This window comes from Bacillus xiamenensis (assembly GCF_000300535.1).
In the GTDB taxonomy this organism is placed as follows: Bacteria; Bacillota; Bacilli; order Bacillales; family Bacillaceae; genus Bacillus; species Bacillus xiamenensis.
In genome coordinates this window covers 1-23,541 of the sequence record NZ_AMSH01000040.1, presented here as the reverse complement: position 1 = coordinate 23,541, position 23,541 = coordinate 1, and the positions used below count along the sequence as shown (strand labels likewise).

At 41.8% G+C, this 23,541-nt stretch carries 29 protein-coding genes; 4 read left to right on the top strand and 25 right to left on the bottom strand.

The features are described 5' to 3' along the window. Positions 1-222: 222 nt before the first annotated feature. Positions 223-690 (bottom strand): SprT family protein, encoded by a 468-nt coding sequence (locus BA1_RS12670; RefSeq protein WP_008359575.1) that lies wholly within the window; start codon positions 688-690, stop codon positions 223-225. A gap of 99 nt (positions 691-789) precedes the next feature. On the opposite strand from BA1_RS12670, the gene cmpA reads away from it, so the two are divergent. After that, positions 790-924, top strand: a complete 135-nt coding sequence (cmpA, locus tag BA1_RS19080) for a cortex morphogenetic protein CmpA (protein ID WP_008346893.1) — start codon at positions 790-792, stop codon at positions 922-924. Positions 925-943: 19 nt separating this feature from the next. Here the strand turns inward: cmpA and BA1_RS12665 are convergent, their stop codons facing one another. The 14 genes from BA1_RS12665 to acpS all read right to left on the bottom strand — a co-directional run bounded on the left by BA1_RS12665 (position 944) and on the right by acpS (position 11,944). Beyond that, on the bottom strand, positions 944-3,103 hold the full coding sequence (locus BA1_RS12665) for a Tex family protein (RefSeq protein ID WP_008359573.1): 2,160 nt from the start codon (positions 3,101-3,103) through the stop codon (positions 944-946). A gap of 76 nt (positions 3,104-3,179) precedes the next feature. Continuing rightward, a complete protein-coding gene (locus BA1_RS12660) occupies positions 3,180-3,779 on the bottom strand; it encodes a PP2C family serine/threonine-protein phosphatase (RefSeq protein WP_008359571.1) in 600 nt (199 codons plus the stop codon). Beyond that, positions 3,779-4,567 carry an RNA polymerase sigma factor SigB gene (gene sigB / locus BA1_RS12655; protein ID WP_008359569.1) on the bottom strand — a complete coding sequence of 263 codons (789 nt, stop codon included), beginning with the start codon at positions 4,565-4,567 and terminating at the stop codon, positions 3,779-3,781. Before sigB ends, BA1_RS12660 begins: the two co-directional genes overlap by 1 nt. Continuing rightward, positions 4,533-5,021: an anti-sigma B factor RsbW gene (gene rsbW, locus BA1_RS12650; RefSeq protein ID WP_008359566.1), complete on the bottom strand. Its 489-nt coding sequence runs from the start codon at positions 5,019-5,021 to the stop codon at positions 4,533-4,535. The genes sigB and rsbW overlap by 35 nt, the downstream gene beginning before the upstream one ends. Further along, positions 5,018-5,347, bottom strand: a complete 330-nt coding sequence (locus tag BA1_RS12645; protein WP_008359565.1) for an anti-sigma factor antagonist — start codon at positions 5,345-5,347, stop codon at positions 5,018-5,020. Before BA1_RS12645 ends, rsbW begins: the two co-directional genes overlap by 4 nt. Positions 5,348-5,406: 59 nt before the next feature. Further along, positions 5,407-6,414, bottom strand: coding sequence for a PP2C family protein-serine/threonine phosphatase (locus tag BA1_RS12640; protein WP_008359562.1), 1,008 nt, complete (start codon positions 6,412-6,414; stop codon positions 5,407-5,409). A 10-nt stretch (positions 6,415-6,424) separates the two neighbouring features. Next, a complete protein-coding gene (locus tag BA1_RS12635; protein ID WP_008359561.1) occupies positions 6,425-6,826 on the bottom strand; it encodes an anti-sigma regulatory factor in 402 nt (133 codons plus the stop codon). Positions 6,827-6,828: 2 nt separating this feature from the next. Beyond that, on the bottom strand, positions 6,829-7,197 hold the full coding sequence (gene rsbS / locus BA1_RS12630; RefSeq protein WP_008359559.1) for an RsbT antagonist protein RsbS: 369 nt from the start codon (positions 7,195-7,197) through the stop codon (positions 6,829-6,831). Between the two features lie 4 nt (positions 7,198-7,201). Continuing rightward, positions 7,202-8,032, bottom strand: coding sequence for an RsbT co-antagonist protein RsbRA (locus BA1_RS12625; RefSeq protein ID WP_008359555.1), 831 nt, complete (start codon positions 8,030-8,032; stop codon positions 7,202-7,204). Between the two features lie 117 nt (positions 8,033-8,149). Further along, a complete protein-coding gene (gene ndoA / locus BA1_RS12620; protein ID WP_003214169.1) occupies positions 8,150-8,500 on the bottom strand; it encodes a type II toxin-antitoxin system endoribonuclease NdoA in 351 nt (116 codons plus the stop codon). A 4-nt stretch (positions 8,501-8,504) separates the two neighbouring features. Continuing rightward, positions 8,505-8,786, bottom strand: coding sequence for a hypothetical protein (locus tag BA1_RS12615; RefSeq protein ID WP_008359553.1), 282 nt, complete (start codon positions 8,784-8,786; stop codon positions 8,505-8,507). A gap of 296 nt (positions 8,787-9,082) precedes the next feature. After that, positions 9,083-10,261 (bottom strand): alanine racemase, encoded by a 1,179-nt coding sequence (gene alr, locus BA1_RS12610; RefSeq protein ID WP_008359551.1) that lies wholly within the window; start codon positions 10,259-10,261, stop codon positions 9,083-9,085. 140 nt (positions 10,262-10,401) lie between these two features. Continuing rightward, positions 10,402-11,418 carry an outer membrane lipoprotein-sorting protein gene (locus BA1_RS12605; RefSeq protein WP_145939394.1) on the bottom strand — a complete coding sequence of 339 codons (1,017 nt, stop codon included), beginning with the start codon at positions 11,416-11,418 and terminating at the stop codon, positions 10,402-10,404. Between the two features lie 160 nt (positions 11,419-11,578). Beyond that, the gene (gene acpS, locus BA1_RS12600) at positions 11,579-11,944 is read right to left on the bottom strand and encodes a holo-ACP synthase (RefSeq protein ID WP_008359547.1); all 366 of its coding nucleotides are present in this window, start codon (positions 11,942-11,944) and stop codon (positions 11,579-11,581) included. Between the two features lie 94 nt (positions 11,945-12,038). Between acpS and BA1_RS12595 the strand changes: the two genes are divergently transcribed. After that, positions 12,039-12,644 (top strand): rhomboid family intramembrane serine protease, encoded by a 606-nt coding sequence (locus BA1_RS12595; RefSeq protein ID WP_008359545.1) that lies wholly within the window; start codon positions 12,039-12,041, stop codon positions 12,642-12,644. Positions 12,645-12,700: 56 nt separating this feature from the next. On the opposite strand, the gene BA1_RS12590 is transcribed toward BA1_RS12595, so the two are convergent. From BA1_RS12590 to BA1_RS12560, 7 genes are all read right to left on the bottom strand, one after another. Beyond that, positions 12,701-14,206 (bottom strand): PH domain-containing protein, encoded by a 1,506-nt coding sequence (locus tag BA1_RS12590; protein ID WP_034739354.1) that lies wholly within the window; start codon positions 14,204-14,206, stop codon positions 12,701-12,703. Next, entirely contained in the window at positions 14,196-14,675 is a 480-nt protein-coding gene (locus tag BA1_RS12585) for a PH domain-containing protein (RefSeq protein WP_008359543.1), read from the bottom strand. Before BA1_RS12585 ends, BA1_RS12590 begins: the two co-directional genes overlap by 11 nt. 112 nt (positions 14,676-14,787) lie before the next feature. Then, entirely contained in the window at positions 14,788-16,278 is a 1,491-nt protein-coding gene (cshA, locus tag BA1_RS12580) for a degradosome RNA helicase CshA (protein ID WP_008359541.1), read from the bottom strand. Between the two features lie 165 nt (positions 16,279-16,443). Then, a complete protein-coding gene (locus BA1_RS12575; RefSeq protein WP_008359539.1) occupies positions 16,444-16,782 on the bottom strand; it encodes an avidin-fold protein in 339 nt (112 codons plus the stop codon). Between the two features lie 127 nt (positions 16,783-16,909). Further along, the gene (locus BA1_RS12570) at positions 16,910-17,602 is read right to left on the bottom strand and encodes an alpha/beta hydrolase (protein ID WP_008359537.1); all 693 of its coding nucleotides are present in this window, start codon (positions 17,600-17,602) and stop codon (positions 16,910-16,912) included. A gap of 26 nt (positions 17,603-17,628) precedes the next feature. Further along, entirely contained in the window at positions 17,629-18,993 is a 1,365-nt protein-coding gene (locus BA1_RS12565) for a UDP-N-acetylmuramoyl-tripeptide--D-alanyl-D-alanine ligase (RefSeq protein ID WP_008359535.1), read from the bottom strand. Between the two features lie 81 nt (positions 18,994-19,074). Beyond that, positions 19,075-20,157 carry a D-alanine--D-alanine ligase gene (locus BA1_RS12560; protein WP_008359534.1) on the bottom strand — a complete coding sequence of 361 codons (1,083 nt, stop codon included), beginning with the start codon at positions 20,155-20,157 and terminating at the stop codon, positions 19,075-19,077. Positions 20,158-20,341: 184 nt separating this feature from the next. Between BA1_RS12560 and BA1_RS12555 the strand changes: the two genes are divergently transcribed. Next, positions 20,342-20,662, top strand: a complete 321-nt coding sequence (locus tag BA1_RS12555; RefSeq protein ID WP_008359532.1) for a thioredoxin family protein — start codon at positions 20,342-20,344, stop codon at positions 20,660-20,662. Positions 20,663-21,009: 347 nt separating this feature from the next. Further along, the gene (fbpB, locus tag BA1_RS18760) at positions 21,010-21,159 is read left to right on the top strand and encodes a Fur-regulated basic protein FbpB (protein WP_008359530.1); all 150 of its coding nucleotides are present in this window, start codon (positions 21,010-21,012) and stop codon (positions 21,157-21,159) included. 97 nt (positions 21,160-21,256) lie between these two features. Here fbpB and BA1_RS12550 read toward each other — a convergent pair whose 3' ends face one another. The 3 genes from BA1_RS12550 to BA1_RS12540 all read right to left on the bottom strand — a co-directional run bounded on the left by BA1_RS12550 (position 21,257) and on the right by BA1_RS12540 (position 23,381). Continuing rightward, positions 21,257-21,592 (bottom strand): hypothetical protein, encoded by a 336-nt coding sequence (locus BA1_RS12550; protein ID WP_008359528.1) that lies wholly within the window; start codon positions 21,590-21,592, stop codon positions 21,257-21,259. A 117-nt stretch (positions 21,593-21,709) separates the two neighbouring features. Further along, positions 21,710-22,477, bottom strand: a complete 768-nt coding sequence (locus BA1_RS12545) for an ABC transporter permease (RefSeq protein WP_008359526.1) — start codon at positions 22,475-22,477, stop codon at positions 21,710-21,712. Beyond that, a complete protein-coding gene (locus BA1_RS12540; protein ID WP_008359524.1) occupies positions 22,455-23,381 on the bottom strand; it encodes an ABC transporter ATP-binding protein in 927 nt (308 codons plus the stop codon). Before BA1_RS12540 ends, BA1_RS12545 begins: the two co-directional genes overlap by 23 nt. Between the last annotated feature and the right edge of the window lie 160 nt (positions 23,382-23,541).

Sequence of the window (23,541 nt, the reverse complement as noted above, 5' to 3'; positions counted from 1 at the left end):
CTCCTATCTTTTTTGCTTGCACTTATATACAAGCAAAAAGCGTGCCAACATGATGACACATGAAAATTGAGATTTTGAACGATTCAAACCGATAAAAAAAGAAACAACATGAGACACGCGTCTCTCTTTGTCTCAATCTGTCTACTTCTCTCGCATCTATCATGATGATCCATTTTACTTGGACAATAAAAAAACATTCCCATAGAGGAATGCTTCTCACACTCAATCGTTTGTACGGAGCCATTTCAACTTCCCTTTGCAGACACCGCACACATAACGAGTGGTATCAAATCGTCTTTTCCTTATAAAATGCTGTCCGCATTCTGTACAAACATATTCATGTCGTTTTTGCACACGCCGCTTGTTTCGTACAGTTTGTAGCGGCGTGCAAAATCGAGGGGCTCCCACTCGCTGCAAGAGCTCACGAAAATCCCGGTCCCGGTGCTGATAGCCCTTTCCTTCTAGATGCAGATGATAATGGCACAGTTCATGCTTAATGATACCGATCAATTCGTCTCTTCCATGCTCCTCTAGATATCGGCGGTTCAGCTCAATATGATGTGTACCCAGTAAATATCGCCCGCCTGTCGTTTTTAGACGGGCATTAAAAACAGCCTGATGGCGGAACACCTTTCCAAAGAACTGCTCGGAAATGTGCTCTGTTAACTGCTGTAGCTCTCGCTCGTTCAATCAAGATCGTTCCTTTCTATAAAAACCTCGAACGGGACAATTTCCCCTTTGCATACATTGAAGGTACATCCACTGTTTCGATCAAAGGAGGAATGGGCGATGCCCAATTGGCTGAAAAATCAGATGCAGAAAGCATTTTATGAGAAAAATCATTATCAAATCAAATTGCTCAATCAATGCTGGTACTTCTATAGAAAAAAACATTCAGTCACATCAAGGCACACCCCATCCTAAGGTGCGCCTCGTTTTTTGTTTACTCTGGTTTTAGCATGGAAAGAGCCACTCGGCCTTTTGCTTGGTCGACGGAGTCTACCCATACAGTCACAATATCACCGACTGACACGACATCAAGCGGATGCTTCACAAAACGGTTGCTTAGCTTCGAAATGTGGACAAGTCCATCCTGCTTTACGCCAATATCAACAAATGCGCCGAAGTCCACGACGTTTCTCACCGTTCCTTGAAGCTCCATTCCCTGCTTCAAATCCTCTAATTTCAATACATCTGTTTTTAAAAGCGGTTTTGGTACTTCATCGCGCGGATCACGCTCAGGTCTTGTCAGTTGATCAATAATATCTTGAAGGGTGATTGAACCAATTCCAAGCTGCTCTGCTGCTTCTTCCAGCTTCACCTCAGCGATTTTCTCTTTTAATTGCTCTGTTCCAAGATCGTCTGGCGTCATTTTCATCATGCGTAAGAATTGTTTTGTTTCTTTATAGCTTTCAGGGTGAATGCCCGTGCGGTCAAGTGGGTCTTGTCCGTCAGAAATGCGTAGAAAGCCGATACACTGTTCGTATGTCTTAGCACCAAGTCTTGGGATATCCTTCAGCTCTTTTCTGCTTGTGAATCTACCAATCTCTTCGCGGCGCTTGATGATATTCCCTGCGACAGCTTTTGAAAGACCAGACACATACTGCAGCAGCGCCTGCGAGGCCGTATTGACGTTTACACCAACTTGGTTGACGACCGTCTCTACCACGAAGGTTAACGAGCTGTTTAATTGCTTTTGACTGACATCATGCTGGTATTGACCAACCCCGACAGATTTCGGATCAATTTTCACAAGCTCTGCTAATGGGTCTTGCAATCTTCTGGCGATGGAAATGGCGCTTCTTTCTTCCACTTGCAGGTCTGGAAACTCCTCTCTCGCCAGCGCAGATGCGGAGTATACACTTGCCCCTGCTTCATTCACGATCAAATATGAAACGGGCTGATCCAGCTCTTGAATCAAGTCTGCGATAAATTGTTCGGTCTCTCTTGAGGCTGTTCCGTTTCCGATCGCAATGACTTCAATGTTAAATGATTGAATGATCTCTTTGACTTTTTGTTTGGCTTCCGCTTTTTTATGGACAGGTGGATGCGGATAAATGACGCCAATATGATGGACTTTTCCTGTATCATCCACGACGGCTAATTTACAGCCTGTACGAAACGCAGGGTCTACCCCAAGTACACGTTTTCCTTTCATCGGCGGTTGAAGCAGGAGCTTTCTTAGGTTTTCAGCGAAAATATGAATGGCTTGCTCCTCAGCTTTTTCTGTCAGCTCTTTTCGTATTTCCCGTTCAATTGAAGGCTGGATGAGGCGCTTGTATGCATCATCAATGGCCGCTTCAATATACGGTCTCGCCGTCGTTTGCTTGCCTTTTATGACTTGCTTATCGAGATAGAAACGAATATTTTCAGCAGGTGGTTCGATGGCTGCTTTCAAAATGCCCTCTTTCTCTCCTCGGTTGACCGCAAGTACACGATGGGGCACAATTTTTTTAATAGGCTCTTGATAATCGTAATACATTTCATAGACGTTTTTCTCATCGCTTTCCACGTCTTTCCCTGTTGTGACAAGGCTGCCTTTTTGATACGTTTCACTGCGAATCCATTTCCGCATATCAGGGTCATCTGCCAGATGTTCCGCAATGATGTGCAGTGCGCCCTCTAGCGCTTCTTCTACACTTGTCACTTCTTTCTCTTCGTTAATAAAAGCAGACGCTTTCTTTTCAATATCATCATTCGGCAGCTTCAGTAAATATTCCGCCAGCGGCTCAAGTCCTTTTGCTTTGGCTACATTTGCCTTCGTTTTTCGCTTTTGCTTGAATGGTCTATATAAATCTTCGACCTCTTGCAGTTTATGAGCCTGTTCGATCTTCTTTTTTAACTCATCGGTCAATTTGTCTTGTTCAGCAATTAAGCGAATGACTTCTTCTTTTCGGTTCGTCACATTTTGAATATATGTATAGCGCTCTGATATGGTTTGAATTTGCACCTCGTCCAGTGAGCCTGTCTGCTCTTTCCGGTAGCGTGCAATAAATGGGACGGTGTTGCCATCCTCTAATAGCTGGATCACCTGGTCAATTTGTTTTGTTGAAAGCTTTAATTCTGTTGCAATTTGTTTTAATAAAAAGTCAGATGTCTTCATACTTTGCATCCTCTCACTGTGTCTTCTCTTTTAGTGTATCAAAAAAACCGGCAAAACAGAAAAAAGGTCAGCTATTTTATATGAGCTGACCAAGTACATAGGTGAGATCGTCCTTCTTGTCTTGTGTGTATGTTTCAAGTTGTTTTGCGATGTCTGCAACTGAATGGCTGTGCTTTAAACACATTCGCATGTTTGGCACATTCAGTCCGTCTGAATACATAATGAATGTCGATCCTTTTTCGTAGGAATAGGTGTATGTTTTATATTTTCTAGGTTTACCTGATAGATATCCTGATGTCGGAAGTGGATATATATAGTCGCCAGAAGGTGCATTCAAGATAAATCTGATATTACCAACCGAACAATAGGTAAATTGCTGCTGGGAAAAATTCACCTTTAATATGGCTACAGTGGCCCCGCGTTTATTTTTCATGGCCTGATTGCATCTGTCAATGAGGGTCGTCACATCCTCATGTCCATATTCTTCGACAATTTCGCTGACTAAAGAAGATGATTCATTGGCGAACGGGCCGCTGCCTAATCCGTCTGCTACAGCACAAATTAGTTCTTCATCATCTGCTTTAATAAAAAAACTGTCCCCGCAGCATGATTTCCCTTCTTTATTCGATTGATAGATGATGGCATTCACATGCTCATGCTGTTCAATCTGCTTCATTATCCTAGCTCCATAGACGCATCTTCTGATAATGCATCTCGTAGCTTTTTAACTGCCTTCCGCTGCAGTCTTGATACATGCATTTGAGATATGCCGAGTAAGTCGCCTGTTTCTTTCTGACTTTTATTTTGCAAATACGTGAGATTGATAATTTCTTTTTCTCTATCTGTCAGAACGTGAAGCACACTCTCAAGCATCATTTTTTGATTTACGCGTTCGTAGCCTTCTTCTTGTGAGCCGACGACGTCTAAAATCGTCACAGTGCTTCCTTCAGAATCAGCCTCTACGCCTTGGTCAACAGACAGCGCTTGATAGCTTTTGCCCATCTCCATTGTTTCAAGAACTTCTTCTTCTGTTACATCTAGATATTCTGCAATTTCTTGTACTTTAGGTGACTTTTGCGTTTCCGTTGTCAGGTGATCCACTGCCATCTTGATTCTTGGTCCAAGCTCTTTAATCCGCCTTGGTACATGGACACTCCATGTTTTATCACGTAAAAAGCGTTTGATTTCCCCGATAATGGTTGGAATGGCAAATGCCTCAAATGATTTACCGACAAGCGGGTCGTATCGCTTCATTGCGCCGAGTAAACCAATCATTCCAACTTGTCTTAAATCTTCATGAAAGCTTTTTCCTTTGGAATATTTCTTTGCCAGCATATCAACAAGGTTTGTATAGCATTCAACTAGCGTCAGCTGTGCCTGCTCGTCTTGATTGGATTGATAGCTTTGGATGAGGCGATCCACTTCATCTTTAGTTAGTTTCATAGTTTTGGATGGTTGTGTCATGGTCAACTCGCTCCCTGTTTAAAAACTTTGTCATCGCCACGGTAACGCCGGAGTTTGCTTGCACCTCGACTTCATCCATCAATGTTTGCATTAAGTATAAACCAAGACCTCCTTCTGCCAATTGATCCACCGTATGAGCAGATGTGTACGGCCCAAGGTCTTCCTGCTTTTGCTTAAAGTCAAAGCTGCCGCCTTTGTCCGCCACAATGATTTCTAGACGATCCTCAAAGACAAGAAAGCGAACCGCTACCTCTCCATCTTCGCCATCTGCACCTTCATAGGCATGCTGAACTGCGTTTGTACAAGCCTCGCTGACAGCAATTTTCAAGTCCTCAATCTCTTCGTAGGCATAGCCCATCCGGCTTGCTATGCCTGAAAGAGTTAGACGAATGATCCCTACGTACTCTGGTTTCGCCGGAATTTTCATCTCAATTAGATCTACTGATTCGTTCATTGTACCCCACCTTCTGACTTTGCAGAAATGTCAATGATGTCCTTTAATCCAGTGATTTCAAACAATCTGACAAGCCGATCTGACAAGTTCTCAAGCTTTAATGATCCTCCAGCTTTTTGAACCGCTTTGAACAGCCCAACAAACACACCTAAACCTGTACTATCCATGTAAGTAACATCCTTCAGACAGATTTCAAGATGCTCTCCTTGCTCTGCCTTAGGCATTAGCGTTTCTCTTAGCTCTGGAGCGGAGTACACATCGATTTCTCCGCTGACACTAATTTTTGTCTTCTGATCTATTTGATGCTCTTTTACAGACATATTCATTATGCATTCACCTCGAAATTCTTGTTTCCTAAAGTTTTATATACCCGCATAGCCACTTTCTAAACCTTTCTTTTGAGGACAAGTAAAGTAAAGTCATCGTGAAGCTGAAAATCTTGTAACTTGAGTAAGCTCGCATAGATGGCATCCACCATTTCCTGCGCTGAGTAAGATAGGTTCTCTGATATGAGCGCTTTGATATCCTCCCGCTCTAAGAAACCGTCCTCTACCTTGGATTCTGTGACACCATCAGAGAATAAAATCACCATATCTCCTACGTCCAAATGCTTCTCATACTGTCTGTAATCAAAATCTGGTGCGATCCCAAGGACAAGTCCTTTCGCATCTAAATCGTAAAATTGATTCTCTTTTTTACAATAGAAAAAGCCCGGCTCATGCCCAGCCGATGCATACTTAAATTCATGTGTTTCTTTATTATAGCTCCCATAAAACATGGTGATAAACATGCTTGGGTCTACGTTTTGTTCGACAACACGATTCAGGGTTTTCAGCACTTTTGTTGGACCGCTTCCTGACTCCGGCAAGGAATCCATCGCATACTTAATCATCGACATACAGAGCGCAGCTGGGATACCTTTCCCAATCACGTCTGCGATCGCGATATTGATTGTATCGTGATCAGTGACAAAGTGATAATAATCTCCACTCATCTGTTTTGCCGGCACACTAATGGCTCCAATATCAAATGTGTCTCCTTCTGGAATTTTTGTTTCCAGAAGGGTTTGCTGTACATTTGCAGCAATTTCAATTTCTGATTTAATTTCTTGCTGGATGCCTCTTAGTGTTAAATGTTCCTGATAGGCAAGTCCATATCCAATCATGACTTCAATTAAGAAGTCTAGTGAATGAAAGACATCTTCTGGTAAATCAGGATAAAGCTCCTGAATCACTTTTCGGTGAACACTCACTATTTCCTCAGGAGGTATTTGATGCTCAATGGTTTTTCGGCTGAATTTTTGAGCTTGATAAAGCGATGTTTCAGTTAAATCACTGATATAACGACTGAGCAGTTGATGGTACCGCTGCTCCATTACCTCCTTAAAATCCATGGTTTCCCTCCTAGCGAAGCCACTTGACAGCTTGAATCTCAGTTCCTTGTTCTGGTGCAGAGTCTAATGTAAAATCATCCATCAGCCTTTTCACTCCCGGAAGGCCTGCTCCGAGTCCGCCTGATGTAGAGAATCCATCTTCCATCACTTTGCGTATATCCATAATGCCAGGTCCCTCATCGGCTGCGATGACTTTGAGTCCGCGCTTTCCGCGCTCCATTACTTCTTCTATACAAATCTGACCTTTACCAGCGTATAAATAGATATTACGAGCTAATTCTGAAATGGCCGTCGTAATTCTTGCTTGGTCAACAGTTCCAAAACCAAGTTCTTTTGCAACATTGCGCCCCAATTGTCTTGCTGCGACTATGTCCCATTCCGTCAATATTTTTACACAGGATTGGTCTTTCATATCTATTCCCCCAATTCCCGCTTCAGTGTCTCAAGCCCTTGTTCAAGATCTAGTGCTGTCTGAATTTCTTCCAGCGAAATGCCAAGTTCAATCAGCGTCACAGCGACCGCTGGTTGTATTCCTGTTAATACTACTTTTGCCCCCATGAGCTTAGACATTGTGATGACATCACCTAATACTTTTGCGATAAATGAATCAATCATATCAACAGACGTTAGGTCAATCACAACACCGCTTGCTCCTGTTTCGTGAATTTTATTCAGTAAATCTTCTTGAAAGTGAAGAGCAGTTTGGTCGTCAAGCTCCCACTGTATTGAAATCAGTAGACAGTTATATAATTTTAAAATCGGAATCTTCGGGTGATTTCTCACTGGGTTATCCCTCCAATGAAACAATTTTTCGATTTGTCATTTCTAAAGCAGTTTGAATTCCTTTTTGAAGGGTATTCTTTGTTGTAACCTGAGATAAATCAATTCCAAGGTTGACGATGGTTTGGGCAATTTCTGGACGAATTCCGACAAGCAGGCACTTTGCACCTACTAATCTCACAGCCTCTGACGCTTGAATGATATGGTGCGCGACCATTGTATCAACGACAGGTACACCCGTAATGTCAATCAAGACAACCTGTGAACGATGTTTCACAACGCCATTGAGCAGATTCTCCATAATTTTTTTCGCACGTTCTGTATCAATTGTTCCAACAAGCGGCATAACAGTGATGTGCTCAAACACCGGGATTAGAGGAGCAGACAGTTCCTGCAGCGCAATTTTTTGAAGGTTTACGGTTTTCTCCCATGAGATGGAATACTGATTCAAGATTTCGTTATGAACTGGTGTGATGAATCGGTCAATTTGCCAGATGAGGTCATGACTTTCTTCTGCTGTATCTTTGTCATTATTCATTTTTTGATATAAGTGGGTACGAATTTTCGTTAGACCATTTGCCAGTAACTTAAGTGATATACCCATTTGAACAATTTTTAAAGCAAAAGTTTGCACTTTTTCTTCAAAATCTTCAGCATATCCCTCTGAAAGGGATGTAATAATCAGCTGAACGTATTCCGAACAGATGGTTTCATACATTTTGTCGTTCAGCATCATGTCCGTTTCTTCTTCCCCAAGTCGTTTAAAAATGTCCGTCCACTCTTTTTCTAATTCCTTTTGATGCTCTCTTGCGAATGCTAACACGATATGATTCGACATGATTTACCCCCTGCGTACATAAAAAAGCACTTCTTATTAGTCTTTCTTCATTATAACGTTAATAAAAATTGAACACAAAAAAAGTTGCTCCCAAGAGAGCAACCAAATCTCACCATATTAAAAATCAATAAGAGCCAAACTAACTTGTAAGGCTTCATCAACCTTCTCCATCATCTCATCATCAAGATGTGTAATTTTATCTGTCAATCTTTGTTTATCAATCGTACGAATCTGTTCCAAGAGAATGACAGAATCTCGTTCAAAGCCGTAGCGCTTTGCATTAATTTCGACGTGAGTCGGTAATTTCGCTTTTTGTATTTGGGCTGTTATGGCTGCAACGATAGCAGTCGGGCTGAAGCGATTTCCAATGTCATTTTGGATCACCAATACCGGGCGAACCCCGCCCTGCTCGGAGCCAACAACAGGAGATAAATCAGCAAAGTAAACATCACCGCGTTTAACAATCAAATGTTTAACCCCCGCTGACTAATCGCTCAACTGTATTCTCAGCCTCAAATTCTGCGTATTGTGCCTCTGAAGAGATATTCAGATTAATTTTCGCCATCTCCATGTAGCCGCGTCTCATCGATTCACGATTTTGTCGAATATTACGTTCACGAATATACGTTTTTGTCGCTCGGTAGATCAATTCATTTCTTGTTACCTTATCCTGCTCTGCTACTCGTTCGATTTCAGACATTAAAGCCTCCGGCAGTTGAATCTTCATTTCGTTTGTTGCGCTGGATTCAGACAAAAAACATACACCTCCACAAAACTTACGGATACCGTTTCGATCCATTCCAAGATTAATCATACCATTATTCAATGCACAAGCAAAGCTGTTTTTTCATGATTTCTTATTAGAACATGAAGCGGCCCGCCACCCGTAAATCAAGATGATAATGGAGTTCCTCTTTCCCATTATACGCTTTTTTCCGAAAATCATACGGAATTTCCAAAATCTCTAAAAAAGGGAGAATGTTTATTCTTTGTTTGTAGAATAAAAGAGAACGATGTCCGTTTGACCATCGTTCCCGTGAAAGCTGTTGATCAAAAGTTTGGTCCGTCTTGAAGGAGCGGATTCCGTACATAAACCCTTTTGCCGTCCTCTATATAGACTCTTGGGACGCGGTGACCTATAGAGCAAGTGACTTCATAGTTAATCGTTTCAAGTCGTTTGGCAATTTCATCAACTGATACCTTTTCCGCGCCTTGTGCTCCGATGAGAACGACTGGCTCTCCTGCCGGCATGTGCTCTTTCAATTCAACCATGAACTGATCCATACATACCCTTCCAGCGATCTTCCGGCGCTTTCCGCCAACGAGTACTTCCGTTCCCGCCAGCTTCCTGATCCAGCCGTCTGCATAGCCGACTGGAACCGTGCCAATCCATGTATCTTGATTGGCTGTATAAGTCGCTCCATAGCTCACGCTCTCACCCTTTTGAATGAGCTTTACATGTGCAAGCTTTGTATGAAGAGACAATGCTTCCTCCAGCTTAAAAGGCAATTCATCTTTGATTTCCTCTGAAGGTGACAGCCCGTACATACTGATGCCAAAACGAACCATATTAAACAACACTTCTTTGAACCTTAGACCTGCTGCACTGTTGGCGCAATGAATGAGCAGTTGGTCTGCACGAAGCGGCTGAAGCAATGTGTGAAAGGTATCTACCTGCCTGTTAAAGTAGTCCTCATCCTGTTCATCCGCTGTTGCAAAGTGAGTAAATACACCTTCCAGCTTTAAATATGAATGTTCGCGGACAAGCTCTTTTACTTCGTTGACTTGCTCTAATGTTTTAACACCTAAACGATTCATGCCGCTGTCCATTTTCAAGTGGAAACGAATCGGTTGTCCCATCTGCCCTTGCACCACTTTGACCACTTCTCTCAGCCATTCGATGGAGTATGCTGTCATGATCACGTTGTATTTCACGGCGACTTTGACATACTCTGCCGGTACTGCGCCGAGTACAAGAATCGGTGCTTTGATGCCTTTATTTCTTAAAGAAATGGCCTCATCTAAAAAGGCTACGGCTAACAAGTCTGCTCCTGCTTTGAGGGCAGCTCTTGCCACTTCTATATCTCCATGACCATATGCATTGGCTTTCACAACAGCCATCAGTTGAACGTTTTGACCGATATGATCTTTCATATGTGAAACATTATGCTTGATTGCGGTTAAGTCGATTTCTGCCCATGTGTCTCTATAAAAGGCATTTGTGTCCATTCGTCACACTTCCCTATTGAATGATTCAATACCTTCATTATGATACTAAAAATCAAGAATAATGTGAAACAAATCAAAGAACATCAACCCTTGCACAGGGCTGATGTTTCATTTTCAAGGCTTTCACCTGATATATTCAGTTATTTGGCTGACTGGCCCTCTACACTTTTTGCGACCATTAAGAGCTCTTCCTTCGTTAAATCATTTGAAGAAATTAAGTAGTCTACTCCGTCAGATGTCCATGAAAGGGATTGATCTGTCAGAACACCCACTGTCATGCCAAGATCGACTGGCTCACCGTTCATCGTCACAGGTGTAGACGCTTGTGCTACCCGCGCTTTTTCCTGAATGAGTGTGAAGGATTTCTTTCCGCCATACGTCATCACATACCGCTTCCCAGCATCTGTTGTCATTTCTTTCTCTTCCATCTTCTTCACGCCCTCTGGCACATCCACCGGTGTTTTCACTGCAAAGCTGTCAGATGGATCTGCACTTGTGGCCACATCCATTTGAGAGAGTGTCATATTTTTCTTCTCATCAAATGCATCTTTGTCAAAAGATTTATTGAATTCAAAGTGAGAGAATTCTACTTTCACCATTGGCTTTTTATCGCTATCCAGTACTTTCACACTGGCTGGTGCCATTGTTTTTTTGTGAAAGGTAATCTCTTGGGTTGGCAGCATTTGGTTGTGCTGATAGTTGGTTTTTGTTTCGAAAACATACTTCGACTCTTTCGCCTTGAACTGCGCTGCACTGTCGTTTTTAATGTCTTTTACTAGTGATTCAAATAAATAGACCTGACTGCTATTATTCGGCCAATCACTATGGAAACGGAAGCTTTTGTTTAATGAAGGTGTCAGCACAAATACACCATTGCCATTCCTTAAAATGACTTGACTCTGATCCTTCTTCGGATTTTCTAAGTAGACACGGTAAAGCTCCGGCTTCTTGTACCAAATTTCTACATGGTATTCCTGCGGATCATTTCCTGTCTCAATGGTCATTTTTGCTTTGGCTTTGTATGATGTCATTTCCTCTGCCTTTTTGTTTAAATCTCCAACGATATCCTGTTGAGATTTTTGACCGCATGCGGAGAGAATCAGTACAAAAAGGATTCCCGTTACAAGCAAAACAAAGCTTTTTCTCACCCTTTTCAACCCCTTCGTTAATTGTGTTAAAAGGAAGAAACCGCTTGTTTGACTTTAACAGTACGCCTCAAGAGTTAACTGCGTACCGCGAACCATCAAAGCCTGTTAGCAACTCGCCCTTCCTTATCGCACTACCCAATATATGAAGGGGGGACAAACAATATGCAGACTAGCTTGACAACCTTTCAATTAAAACTTGTGCAGCAGCATATTCTCTTGTGTGTGTAATGGACAGATGAACGTGATCTTCCTTCGTTTTCTCACTTTTGATGAAAGGCTTTCCGCTCGCATCTTTTTGTATCTCGATGTCATGAAAGCTTAAATACTGACCAATTCCCGTACCGTATGCTTTAGCGAATGCTTCCTTTGCCGCAAAGCGTCCTGCCAAAAATTCGAGCTGTCTCTTTTTACTTAGTGTGTGAAAGGCGTCCTGTTCACTTAAAGTCAAAATTCTTTCTGGTAAACGGGGCTGCCTTCCGAGCACTCGTGACAGACGGTCGATCTCTACAATATCAATGCCAATTCCTTTGATCATGGGGTACCTCCTAGGATACTCGTACTAATTTGGATGTTCGCTTCATAAACGTGTTACTATAAACTTACCATTATCTAGTCAAAAGGGGTTTGTTATGTTTATTCGAACGGAGAGCTTTCAACAATTTATTAGATCGTATCCAATCGTCACAGCCATTCTTGCTTTACAAATAGGCCTATGGCTTGTATTTGCGATTCCCATCCCTATTATACAGCTTGGGCAGGACCATCTCGTTGGTTTCAATTATGGTGTCGCCGCAGGAGAATGGTGGCGGCTTGTGACGCCTATTTTTCTCCACGGGAGTCTGACACATATTTTGTTCAATTCCATGTCACTCTTTCTATTTGCTCCAGCACTTGAATCTTTGCTTGGTAAGGTGCGATTTCTCCTGATTTATATTGGTGCAGGATTCATTGGCAATCTCGGAACCTATTGGGTCGAGCCTTTAGAGTACGTACATGTCGGGGCTTCTGGTGCTATATTTGGTTTGTTCGGCGTTTATCTTTATCTTGTCCTATTTAAACCGCACATGATGGACCGCGGCAATTCTCAGGTCATCTTAACGATTCTTGGTGTCTCTGTCATCATGACGTTCGTCAATTCGAACATCAATATCATGGCCCACTTGTTTGGATTGATTGGCGGCATGATCCTAGCACCGATCACCCTATTCTTCCACTCAAAAAAAAGACGCTATTAATCTCATAAAAAATGTCGATCACTCCTTTTAAGGGAGCGGATCGACATTTTTTTGGTTTAAGAAGATTTGTTTGTTTCATAGGAATACCAATCACATACACGTGCCGCATCTTCCTCTTTAAGATGATGCACACCAAAGGAATCAAGCAGTGCAGAGGATTTCACGAAGGTGTGAATACTCGCCACTCGGCCTTTTTTTTGAAAGTATGATTGGGTCATCGTATAGTTTTGCATTCGTTTTCTCAAGATGAGTCCAGTGGTTTTGCCGATCCCTCTTGTCGTTAACTGAATCAATTGATCTTTTATGACATACCCTGATTGTTTATAGGCTAAATACCCAAAGAACAAGGCAAATGGTAATGGAATGAGCGCCAAATATCCCCATGGCGGAAACCGTACGGAAAGGATGATCCCTACAAGTAATGGAACAAATCCATAAGAAATCAGATAACGTTTCAGTGAACGCTTCGGCACCTTATTCAGCTCACGTTCCGGTGTCAGATGATATTGATCTGTAAATTGGGATAACAATTCATTGATTTTTTTCTTCCGTATGAGTGGAAATAAGACAGAAGATGTTTCTTTTTCTGTAATCGAACCTCCTGCACTAACAAGCATTACCGTCGCAAAACCAAAGGGTTCACGGAGAATATTTTCTTTCAATTTCACTGCTTGAATTCTCGCAAGTGGAATGGTCATTTGATGCCTCTCAATCAGTCCTCTTGTAATGATGATGTCATTTCCTTTTCGTTTTGCAGCAAAATTCGCATATTGGAGCGCTGTGACCCCAACACTAAGTATCCACGCAATCAATACTGCCAGAAAAATGAGAATCGCATATATTTCAATGCTCGCATGACTTAAAAAGGAGAATTGCTTGACGAACCCGTCCAATGGAAGAATTTCATCTATTTGTGTGTAGATGGCGAGACACCCTGAAATGATCACACCGATTCCGCTGGAGGTGGTCGCCGCCAAAAGCAGCTCCGGGACACCCATGCGATAGGAAACATTGACTTCTTCCTCCATAGGTTTTTGCACGGTCAGATGTTCTTTCGTTCCCTCACCATTTTCATTGAATGCTTCCCCTTCTTCTTGCTGTAAGCTTTTCTTTCGGTTGAAAATCGACTGTTTCAACTGTTCTGCTTCCGCTTTTGTAATCGCCGTCAGGCTCACTTCTGGACCATCCGTCCCGCCTGCCGTTTCAATTTGAACTCGCACCAAACCGAAAATCCGCTGAAAGATGCCTTCACTTGTATTGACCGTTTGAATTCGTTCGAACGATATATATTTTTTCTTCTTTGTGATGACACCTGATTCCACGCGAAATTCATCGTCTTCCATTCGGTAGGTGAATCGTCTCCATGCTAAAACGGTTAAAACCGCTTTCCATAATAGAAGCACCCCAAGTATGATAAACGCATAAAAACGAATACTTGAATTCGAATTCACAAAAATCAGCACGAAAAAAGGGATAATGAAGTTTTTGATCATGGATACGGCATCTGAGATAAAATCAATGAACATCGAGATGGGATGTACTCGTTTTGGTTCAGACATCATCTTCAGTCACCCTTGCTAAACGAGATATGTAATCACGAAGCTCATCTGCCTCTTCTAATTCCAGTGCTGGAATATCATGCACTGTAGCAGCAGTAGATATTTGAACAGATGCCAGACGATAGCGTCTTAAAAGCGGCCCCTGAGATGTATCGACATGCTGGACACGTACCATTGGCACAATCACACGTGTGACACGAATAAGTCCATGCTGTATTTCAATTTCGTTTTCGAATACTTCGTAGCGCCAAATGTGGTGACGGATTTTCGGTATGAGCCAGATTCCGAAGATGACCTGTAGAATCCACAATCCGACGAGGATGGCCCCAATCCAATATGGCCATTGAAAATAATAACTAGCAACAAATACCCCAATGATAACGAGTAAGAAAATCAATGAGATAATTCCATTTTGAAGACGCCATACCTTTAAACCATTTAAACTAATTTGACGTTGCGGCTGTTTTCTCACATTCTTCCCCCATTCTCTTACTTTTCTATCAATATATTACGAAACAAAGCCTGAAAAGTTTCAATCAGCCTGTTAAAAAAAGCGAACCCTGCAAAGGATTCGCTCTTGTATGTTAGCTGTTATAAGATTTCTTTTGACGACGATCGTTAGAAGAACGATTGCGGTCATTTGAAGAACGTTTTTTATCACCGTAAGATGAACGGCTTTTTCCGCGATAGCCGCCTCCGCCGCCACCGTCTCTACGTTTTGAAGAGCTGCGGTTGTTACGATTGCGTTTTGAAACCATTGGTGCTTCATCTGTTAAACGAACAGGTGTTGCATCTGGCTCTTTTGTCATCATTTTGATAGCAGCCGCAACCACTGTGACAGAATCATGATCTTCTAGTAATTCAGCAGCTGCTGTCATGTAGAAGTTCAAGTTATTTTCACTAATGATTGTGCGTAGACGGTCAACTGTTACTTGTTGTTGTCCTTCAATCGCCTCGTCTAAAGTTGGCTCTTTCATACGATCCATTTTACGTTTCGTCGTTTGCTCAATCGCACGAAGCATATCTTTTTCACGTGGTGTGATAAATGTCATCGCCATACCCGTACGTCCAGCGCGGCCTGTACGTCCAATACGGTGTACGTAGCTTTCTGGATCTTGTGGTACGTCGAAATTATATACGTGTGTAACACCTGAGATATCAAGTCCACGTGCTGCAACGTCTGTCGCCACAAGTACATCGATTGAACCTTCTTTGAATTTACGAAGCGCAACCATACGTTTCGCTTGAGTCAAGTCACCATGAATTCCTTCAGCTGTATAGCCTCTAAGGTTCAGTGCTTCAGTCAATTCGTCCACACGGCGTTTCGTACGTCCGAAAACAATTGAAAGCTCTGGTGATTGAATGTCAAGAAGACGAGTCAATGTGTCGAACTTCTTACGCTCATGGATATCCAAGTAGAACTGCTGAATGTTAGAAACAGTCATTTCTTTCGCTTTTACTTTTACATGTTCTGGGTTTGTCATGAAACGCTCTGCAATACGCTTAATTGGTGCAGGCATTGTCGCAGAGAATAAAAGTGTTTGGTGTTCACTTGGTACATTTGAAAGGATCGATTCAATGTCTTCGATGAAACCCATGTTGAGCATTTCGTCTGCTTCATCAAGCACGACTGTTTCAACATTTTGAAGACGCATTGTGCGACGATTAATGTGATCGAGTAAACGTCCTGGAGTCCCTACAATGATATGAGGATTTTTCTTGAGCGAACGGATTTGGCGGCCGATATCTTGTCCACCGTAAATTGGAAGTACACGTGCACGCTTGTCTTGGCCGATTTTGTATAGCTCTTCAGATACTTGAATCGCTAATTCTCTTGTTGGCGCAATGATAATCGCTTGGATGTTAGGAGACGCTGGATCGATTTTTTCTACCAGAGGAATACCAAATGCTGCAGTTTTTCCTGTTCCTGTTTGTGCTTGTCCGATGACATCTTTATTCTGAAGACCGAGAGGAATGGTTTCTGCTTGAATCGGTGTTGCTTCTTCAAATCCCATGCGGTTAATAGCTTTCATGAGACTTTCGCTTAATTGAAAATCTTGAAACGTTATAGTCAATTTATTCAAACTCCTTCTAATTGCTGTTTCAGTAATCTCGTGAATGATCATTAAAAACTGCCCTTTGATGAAAGGACAGGTCCATTATATACAAAGCCCGAATTACCCTACATTATATCTTACCATTACACTATTTGTTTTTCAACAAGACAGAAATGGATATATCTACTGCTCGACAATGACAGATTCACCTTCACTTTGATCTCCGTCCATCCATTTCCACTTTTCGAACAGTTGGATTTTTCCGTTATCCAGCTGCTTAGGGGTCGAATGACAAGAACCACTTCTCATGCTGCCATCCTTGCTGACATGGTGATATCTAAAATGAAGTGTTGCGTCTTTATTCACAGTTCCTACAAGTACCCCAGATACAATACTGCCGCCTTGATATGTGCCCGTTAATATATTTCCGTCCTGACGATATTGAAATATGGTTCCTTCCGATACTTCCCCGTTGCTCGAATTAAACTGCGGGATAAAGGTTTTTCCATCATATTGAAACAACCGAATCGACCACCTTTTCTTCCCTATTGTAACATAGGCCTGTCACTCATTCGACAAAAATGATGCAAATTTTAACAAGTGGGATTCAATTTATATTAGTTTAGCCACATTTTAGCTTTTCTATAGATTAAATTGCTTTTTTTAAAAATTGTTCTACTTTTTCAAACAATTGCTGTGCACATGGCTCATGACAAACATGATGTTTACAATCGGGTAAATAGAACATTTCTTTATGACGAGACGGGATTTTATGATAAATAAACTCAGCACTAGAAGCCGGTACAATCCCATCACTTTCACCTTGAACGATTAAAACGGGTAGATGAAGCTTTTCAAGAGAGCTCTTCGTTTGCTTCACCAGCTTCATAAATTCTACAGCTGCTGACAAAGGTGTGCTCGCTAGCTTATGACGGTACCGCTCATACAAAGGATTCGTATCAATTAATCCGGACAAGGATTCCTTTACCATCTGCCTTGTATCTTGAATCATCTGTTTTGGATTCACATATTTCGCCGCAGCGCTTAACAGGACAAGACGGGCAACCGGATACTTCGCTGCTAAGTAAGAGGCAATCATCCCGCCCATTGAAAAGCCGATCAAATAAATGGTGCCACATGTTCGGTAGAGGGATAGGAGTTCAAGTTCAGCGGTCGCAATCCATTCTTGATAGAGAATGCCTTTGAGCTGAAGCTCCTCCCCATGACCGGGGAGCGTGACAGACTGCACGTTCCAATCTGTCGTCTGCTTTAAATATTGCGCCAGTGGTTCTACTTCATAAGGGGCACCCGTAAAACCGTGTATACATAGACAGCCAATCATTTGATCACCTTCTTTGCCGCTCTCTTTTATAGTGCCGTAATGACTTCTTCCAACCTCATGCCGCGAGAGGCTTTGACAAGAACCACATCGTCAGGTCCTGCCACATCAGCTAATTTTGCCTTTAAATCTTCTTTGTCCATATAAGAGGACACACGCGCGTCTCCAAATGCTTTCTTCGCTCCTTCAGCAATGAATGCACCTAGACGACCATACGTTAAGACATGGTCAATAAACTCAGGCTTGATGTATTCGCCTAGTTCATAATGATATGTTTCTTCTTCACTGCCCATCTCCAGCATATCTCCAAGAACTAGAATGCGATTTGCAAAGCCGTCCATATCACCTACAAGATCAATCGCCGCTTTCATTGACGTCGGACTCGCATTATACGCATCATTTATGACTGTGATCCCTTTATCTGTTTTAATCAACTCAAGACGCATTCCAGTTATTTTCGTTTGCAGCAGTCCTTGGGCTATCTGACTTTCATTCAGCCCAAAATGCTGGCCAATCGCAATGGCAGCAAGTGCGTTCTTTACATTGTGTTTCCCTAATACAGGAATGAGAAACGCCTGAGCGTACCCTTCTACCTGAAATTCAGTTCCTTCTGCGAGCTGATTGATGTGAGTCACCTTGATATCACAGTCATCTGCTTCTCCAAACGTCTTTGCTCTGCGGGTCAGCTCATTCGCTCTTGCGCGGAGTAAAGGCTCATCTCCTAAGTAATAAAAAATGCCGTCCGATTTTAACCCTTTTGTGATCTCACATTTTGCATCTGCGATGGCCTCTCTTGATCCTAGGTCTTGCATATGAGATTCACCAATATTGGTGATGACAGCAGCATCAGGTTCAGCCAGCTTTGATAAAAATTCGATCTCCCCTTTGGCACTCATGCCCATTTCCAAAACCGCAATGTCTGTTCCTTCTGGCATTGCAAGAATGGTGAGAGGAAGACCGATATGATTATTAAAGTTCCCATCTGTTTTATGGACTCGGTAGGCCGTTTGTAATACAGAATGAATCATATCTTTCGTCGTTGTTTTGCCATTACTTCCGGTAATACCGACAACACGAGGGTTTTCCTCTGCTAAGTATGATTTAGCAAGCTGTTGAAGTGCAGACAGCGTATCCTCTACAAGAATGACTGGAACGCCCTCCGGTGGATTGGCTTCATTTTGATTCCACAGAACAGCTGCGGCGCCAAGCTCCACTGCTTTTGAAGCAAAATTGTGACCGTTAAAATGTTCTCCAATAAGTGGGATAAACAGTGCGCCCTTTGATACTTTGCGTGTATCTGTTGTCACCCCGTGAATCTGTTCTTCGCCAAAAGCTTGATTTGATAATGTTCCACCAGCCATTTGGGCGACTTGTTTCACTGTACGTTTGATCATGATTTTTCGCCTCTCTTTCTCATTTCACGTTTGAAGGAAAAGAGACACTACCTGTAGGATAGTGTCTGCTTGTTACTCACATTAAAAAGTTGTTTTAATGGTTTGTTTTTCTTGATGACGCTCAATCGCAAGTGACACCAGCTTCTCAATCAACTCAGGATATTCTACACCAGTATGTTTCCAAAGCAACGGAAACATACTAAATGGTGTGAACCCAGGCATCGTATTCACTTCATTGATCAGCACTTCGCCTTCTTCTGTCAGGAAGAAGTCTGCACGCACAAGGCCAGATCCATCAATGGCTTTAAATGCCTTAATCGCCATCTCTTGAATCTTCTTGTATTCTTCGTCTGACACACTTGCAGGAATGATCAAATCTGTATCGCCATCTTCATATTTTGCTTTGTAGTCATAAAAGTCTGTTTTAGGTGCAATTTCACCAACGACTGAGCATTTCGGCTCATCATTTCCTAACACACCAATTTCGATTTCTCGTCCTACGACGCCTTCTTCCACAACCACACGGCGATCATATTGGAAAGCCAAGTCAAATGCAGCTTGCAGCTCTTTTTTGCTGCGGCATTTACTAATTCCAACACTTGACCCCATGTTGGCAGGTTTCACAAAACAAGGATAGCCAAGTACTTGTTCTACTTGTTCTAAGCTGTCCTGTGTCGTTTTCTCATAGTCTTTTTTATTGAAGGAAAGGTGTTTCGCTTGTGCAAGTCCTGCTTGAGCAAAAACATCTTTCATCATGACTTTATCCATACCCGCAGCAGATGCGAGAACGCCGTTGCCAACATACGGGATATTTAATAGTTCAAGTAATCCTTGCATGGTTCCGTCTTCACCATTTGGTCCATGCAGCAATGGAAAGACGACATCAATCTTCTCATCGGCTGATGCAGGCTGTGGGAACATGCTTTCATTTAAAGAAGTTGGTAAAAACGTCTTTGCATTTTGTTCGAATTGAAGCATTTTGACGTTTGATACTGGTTCAGTGAGTTTTTCTCCTCTTAGCCATTCGCCCTCTTCTGTGATATAAATTGGATGTATATCGAACTTCTCAGTGTTAAGTGCTTTTGTCACTGCAAGGGCTGTTTGCAGTGATACATTATGTTCGGCTGACTTTCCGCCGTAAACCAATCCTAAACTTATTTTCAATGGATAATCCCCCCACTAAAATTCATCTTTACTATCTTATCACTTTCAAGCAAAAATGCTCTAATTAATTTTTGTTGTTACGTAATTGAAATGATTTGTAAAGGTTGTAAGCGCCCCCCGAGCATTTGTATGTCATTCGCCTTTATTTTATATTAAAATGACATTGAAAAGGAGTTGTGACAAATTGAAAACAATCACAAGCACTGAACAATTCAATGAAATCATTCAATCAGACAAAGAAGTCATCGTGAAATTCTTTGCGACATGGTGTCCTGATTGCACAAGAATGGACATGTTCATACCAGACATTTTAGAGGCTTATGCTCAGAATGAATGGTTTGAAATAAACAAAGATGACTTCCCTGAATTAGCGGAAACCTATCAGGTCATGGGGATTCCAAGCCTGCTCATTTTCAAAAATGGTGAAAAAACAGGTCATTTACACAGCGCAAACGCAAAATCACCTGAAGAAGTAACTGAGTTTCTTCAAGAACACGTTTCATAATTGGTTGAATCAAGACATCAGCAAATTCTTGCTGGTGTCTTTTTTAGATCTTCTTTATCCTCTTATATCAAATCTCTACATAAGACGAGATGTCCGGCCAAAACGTTTCAACGTAAGCAAGAATGTTTGATGTGATTTCACGACAAGAATTGACAGTGGATTATTTCCTGGGAAAGAATTCACCGTCGATATGAATGGGAATATGTCGGTTACGTGAATTTTCTGAATTGAATCTTTACTTATGACATTTGGCTTTGTATAATGGAATTGCTAATTGAAAATGATTATCAATTTCATCTGTGTGAAATCTTATAGACGTCCATTCTTATAAAGGAGCGATGAGTCACATGTCTAAGAAGAAAATCAAAACATACCAGCAATTAATTGAAGAGAACAAAAAGGCGATCATGCACGATCCTAAAATGATGGAAAGTATATACGAAACCATCGACAAAAAGCATCAGAAGCAGCTTGCAGCTGCTGGACGTGAATCATAAGCACAAGTAGAGCAGTCAAACAGTTGGCTGCTTTTTTTGACTCCAGAATGAAAAAAGCCGATAAAATCTTTATGCGATTTTATCGGCTTTTGCTGGTTTAATGTGATTTCGCTACGCGGTCTTGCTTCATTCCTAAATAGATAAGCATATATGTCAGATAGCCCATTGTCATCGTTAAACCACCGAAGAAGAATTGAGAAAACACAGGTTCCTCAAATGTCGTAACGGCAGCAAGAATGATCCAGCTCGCATATAAATAGACCATAAACCATTTCATATTTCTTTTAAGTGTATACAGAAAGAAAAGACCCGCTAATGAAAAGATCCCTAGCGCTAGTCTGAAATAAACAAGATGATCAAACTGGAAGGCAAAAGACACAAACGAAAACGACAGCAACAACAAAATTGGTAAAGCCGTAATGAAATTTTTCACGATAGTGCCACCTCCATGACTCCTTCTTATTATAAGACAAAATCAGCCGCTTATCGTGAAATACAGACCCGTTTTCACAAAGATGTCACGAATTTTTCTTGTTATTTGACACATTTTTTACACATTTACATCACGCTTCCAAAAAAGGAGCCAAGCCGTGCCAACAAAGAAAACAAAATGCGCCCCCACAATGAATAGAGAAAATAACGGACTCATGCCTTGGAAAGGCGGCGGGCCTTGAAAGCTGTACTGTGTAAAATCCGTATTGGCGAAAAGCAGGATTTTCCCCCACTGATTTTCTAACAGAGACATAATCGGCACAAGTGATTTCGCCGCATATAAAACAAAAAATGAAATCACAAGCGCAATCAGGCTGTTTCTAAACAGACTGGAACACATAAAAGCGAAGCTTGCCATCATGACCACTTCCACCCACTGAGATCCAATGACCGCAAATGTATGCTGAAATAACCGCCCGGTACTTTCATCAAAATCAGTCCCAAAGAAAATAAGGCCAAAAAGGAACGCTAGTACATAATAAAAAACAAACAGGTAAATAACCGTCAGCACAAGTGTCATGTATTTCGCTAGAAAAATCTGCAGCCTTGTCTTTGGCCGGATCAATAAGAATTTAATCGTCCTTTTTTGAAACTCTGTTGAGATCAGTGTGGCGCCAATGACGACAGCGAGCACTTGTAAAATAAATACGACATTCGTTGAATAGGCAAAATAATTTGCGACTGTGTCTTGCCCACCAAAGCCGGATATGACTCGTTTCAACGTTAGCGCCATTGTCAATTGAAAGACAGTAATCAATCCAAGTGCAATGAATGTGATCTTTTGTCTCATGATTTTTTTATGCTCATTCTTGATGAGTTGAAGCATCTGCTGTCCCGCCTTCCGTCCATTTCATAAAAGCCTCTTCAATCGATTGTTTTTGAGGCGTTATTTCAAGTACATCAAACCCTGCCAAAACTAGCTGTTTATTGAGCTCTGGCACACGTTCTTTGTTTAGTTGAAGCAGCACATGCTGACCATTTTGTTCATATGTATGTCCATGAGTGTCGAGCCATGAAACGGCCTTTTCAATTGGCTGAATATTCATCAGAACCTGCTCTTTGCCATCCATATCTCGAAGATTGGCATTGACTTTGATCTTTCCTTTTTGAATGATCATCATGCGGTCACAAAGCTCCTCGACCTCATGCAATAGATGCGTAGCAAATAACACAGAGGTACCTTCTTCTTGTACAAGTGTTTGCAAGTGCTCTCTGAATTCCTTCATTCCTGCAGGATCAAGTCCATTTGTCGGTTCATCTAAAATGAGCAGATGGGGCTGATGCAAAATGGCTTGTGCGATCCCAAGCCTTTGTTTCATCCCTAAGGAATACGTTTTAACCTTCTGATGAATGGCGTGCTCCAGTCGTACTCTTTTCACTACTTCATGAATGCGCTCATCGGAAACCTCATCATGCATGGCCGCATACAATTCAAGGTTTTCCAAGCCTGTTAAATATGTATAAAATTCAGGGTTTTCTATGATAGCACCAACAGATGACAACGATTTGACAAACTCGTCATCTTGAGAATACCCATTGATCATGATTCGTCCGTTGTTTTTTTTCATCAAACCGACAATCAGTTTTATTAAGGTCGTTTTTCCAGACCCATTTGGCCCAAGTAAACCGACAATCTCTCCTTGTCCAATTTCAAACGAAATATCTTGTAAGATCATATGACGGCCAATTCGTTTATCGACTTTCTCTACTTTTAGAACAGCAGACTGCAAAGTAGTTCCTCCTTCTGATGTAAAGCCTACGGCGGCAACTAGGACCGCTCTTCCTGTAAAAAGTATATCACGCTAGACAAGCCATCCCATGAAAAAAAGGGCTGATCCAGTCAGCCCTTCCAGATTGTTGACAAAGGGCTAAAATGAACTTTATTTTAGC